This window comes from Pseudomonas sp. GXM4, from assembly GCF_008923895.1.
In the GTDB taxonomy this organism is placed as follows: domain Bacteria; phylum Pseudomonadota; class Gammaproteobacteria; order Pseudomonadales; family Pseudomonadaceae; genus Aquipseudomonas; species Aquipseudomonas atacamensis.
In genome coordinates, this window is record NZ_WBRZ01000418.1 from 1 (window position 1) to 3,119 (window position 3,119).

General features: G+C 60.3%; 1 protein-coding gene. It reads left to right on the plus strand.

What is annotated here, in order from left to right; all coding sequences use genetic code 11:
• The first annotated feature begins 310 nt into the window (after nt 1-310).
• On the plus strand, nt 311-2,965 hold the full coding sequence (gene gyrA, locus F8N49_RS26820; RefSeq protein ID WP_016770926.1) for a DNA gyrase subunit A: 2,655 nt from the start codon (nt 311-313) through the stop codon (nt 2,963-2,965).
• Nucleotides 2,966-3,119: the final 154 nt, after the last annotated feature.

Here is a 3,119-nt window from a genome sequence, read left to right on the forward strand (position 1 = left end):
ATAAACATCGCTAATTCAGACCCCGATTTCACATTCAACCAAGCTCTGAGCCTCTCTCGTCCCCCTCAAGCCTGTCATCGGTCAACTAACTATGCTCCATGCGCATCTGGGGGATAGGTGCGTGGCGGCGTTTGTGATAACATCCGGCGTTTTCCGAGGCGGCTCCACGGAGCTGTCTTTACTGCGCAAATCCGCGATCCAATGTTGATTTGTCGTAAGTCGGCGCATGGCACTCGGCCGGCCCCGACGAGCTTCGTTGCTCCCACATGGATATGACGAAGTTTCACCAGAAAAAGGAATCAGGCTTCTCATGGGCGAACTGGCCAAAGAAATCCTCCCGGTCAATATCGAAGACGAGCTGAAGCAGTCCTACCTCGACTACGCAATGAGCGTGATCGTCGGCCGTGCACTGCCGGATGCGCGCGATGGCCTCAAGCCCGTGCACCGTCGCGTACTGTTCGCGATGAGCGAGCTGGGCAACGACTACAACAAGCCGTACAAGAAATCTGCCCGTGTCGTCGGCGACGTGATCGGTAAGTATCACCCGCACGGTGACACTGCCGTGTACGACACCATCGTTCGTATGGCCCAGCCTTTCTCCCTGCGCTACCTGCTGGTCGACGGCCAGGGCAACTTCGGTTCGGTCGACGGCGACAACGCTGCGGCCATGCGATACACCGAAGTGCGCATGACCAAGCTGGCGCACGAGCTGCTGGCTGACCTGCACAAGGAAACCGTGGACTGGGTGCCGAACTACGACGGCACCGAACTGATCCCGGCAGTCATGCCGACCCGCGTACCGAACCTGCTGGTCAACGGTTCCAGCGGTATCGCTGTGGGCATGGCGACCAACATTCCGCCGCACAACCTCGGTGAAGTCATCGACGGTTGCCTGGCCCTCATCGACAACCCCGAGCTGACCGTCGATGAGCTGATGCAATACATTCCCGGTCCGGACTTCCCGACGGCTGCGATCATCAACGGTCGCGCCGGCATCATCGAAGCCTACCGCACTGGTCGCGGGCGCATTTACATGCGTGCCCGCTCGATCATCGAAGACATCGACAAGGTCGGTGGCCGTCAGCAGATCGTCATCACCGAGCTGCCTTACCAGCTGAACAAGGCGCGTCTGATCGAGAAGATCGCCGAGCTGGTCAAAGAGAAGAAGCTCGAAGGCATCACCGAGCTGCGCGACGAGTCCGACAAGGACGGTATGCGCGTCGTGATCGAACTGCGTCGCGGCGAAGTGCCGGAGGTGATCCTCAACAACCTCTATGCCCAGACCCAGCTGCAATCGGTGTTCGGTATCAACATCGTCGCGCTGATCGACGGCCGCCCACGCATCCTTAACCTCAAGGATCTGCTGGAAGCCTTCGTCCGTCACCGTCGTGAAGTGGTCACCCGTCGTACCGTGTTCGAACTGCGCAAGGCGCGCGAGCGTGGGCACATTCTCGAAGGCCAGGCCGTTGCCCTGTCGAACATCGACCCGGTGATCGCCCTGATCAAGGCTTCGCCAACGCCGTCGGAAGCCAAGGAAGCGCTGATCAGCACGCCTTGGGAATCCTCGGCTGTGGTGGCGATGGTGGAGCGTGCCGGTGCCGATTCGTGCCGTCCGGAAAACCTCGATCCGCAATACGGTCTGCGTGAAGGCAAGTACTTCCTCTCGCCAGAACAGGCGCAAGCGATTCTCGAACTGCGCCTGCACCGTCTGACCGGTCTGGAGCACGAGAAGCTGCTGGCCGAGTATCAAGAGATCCTCAACCAGATCGGCGAGCTGATCCGCATCCTCAACAGCGCTGTGCGCCTGATGGAAGTGATCCGCGAAGAGCTGGAAGTGATCCGCGCCGAATACGGCGACGTGCGTCGCACAGAAATTCTCGATGCCCGTCTCGACCTGACCCTGGGTGACATGATCCCGGAAGAAGAGCGCGTCGTGACCATCTCCCACGGTGGCTACGCCAAGACCCAGCCGCTGGCTGCTTACCAGGCTCAGCGTCGTGGCGGCAAAGGCAAATCGGCTACCGGCGTCAAGGACGAGGACTACATCGCTCACCTGCTGGTCGCCAACAGCCACACCACGCTGCTGCTGTTCTCCAGCAAGGGCAAAGTGTACTGGCTCAAGACCTACGAAATTCCGGAAGCATCCCGCGCGGCCCGTGGTCGTCCGCTGGTCAACCTGTTGCCGCTGGATGACGGTGAATACATCACCACCATGCTGCCGGTCGAGGAATACACCGAAGGTCACTACATCTTCATGGCCACCGCCAATGGCACCGTGAAGAAGACCCCGCTGGAATCCTTCAGCCGTCAGCGCAGCGTCGGTCTGATCGCGCTGGAGCTGGACGAAGGCGACGTGCTGATCTCTGCGGCCATCACCGATGGCGAGCGCGAAGTGATGCTGTTCTCCGATGGCGGCAAGGTCACCCGTTTCAAAGAGTCCGACGTGCGTGCCATGGGCCGTACCGCTCGCGGCGTGCGCGGCATGCGTCTGCCGGAAGGGCAGAAGCTGATTTCCATGCTGATCCCGGAAGAAGGCAGCCAGATCCTCACCGCTTCCGAGCGTGGTTATGGCAAGCGCACCGCGATCACCGAGTTCCCTGAGTACAAGCGTGGCGGCCAGGGCGTGATCGCCATGGTCAGCAACGAGCGTAACGGCCGTCTGGTCGGCGCAGTTCAGGTGCTCGACGGCGAAGAAATCATGCTGATCTCCGATCAGGGCACCCTGGTGCGTACCCGTGTCGACGAAGTATCGAGCCTGGGTCGTAACACTCAGGGCGTGACGCTGATCAAGCTGGCCAAGGATGAAACCCTGGTCGGCCTGGAGCGGGTTCAGGAGCCTTCGGAAATCGAAGGCGAAGAGCTCGAAGGTGAAGAGGGCGAGGAAATCGCAGGCAGCGTCGGTATCGACGAAGCAGGTGAAGACCAGCAACTCGACGCCGCAGCAGACGAAGAACCGCAGGAATAAGCGGACAAACGAGGGGGCGGATGAGAATTCGCCCCCTTGTTATTTGTCCGGTATGAAAATTTGCAACACTGCGGATGATCGTTCCCACGCTCTGCGTGGGAATGCCGCTGGGGACGCGCCGCGGCCAATGACGCAGAGCGTCATTGGATGCATT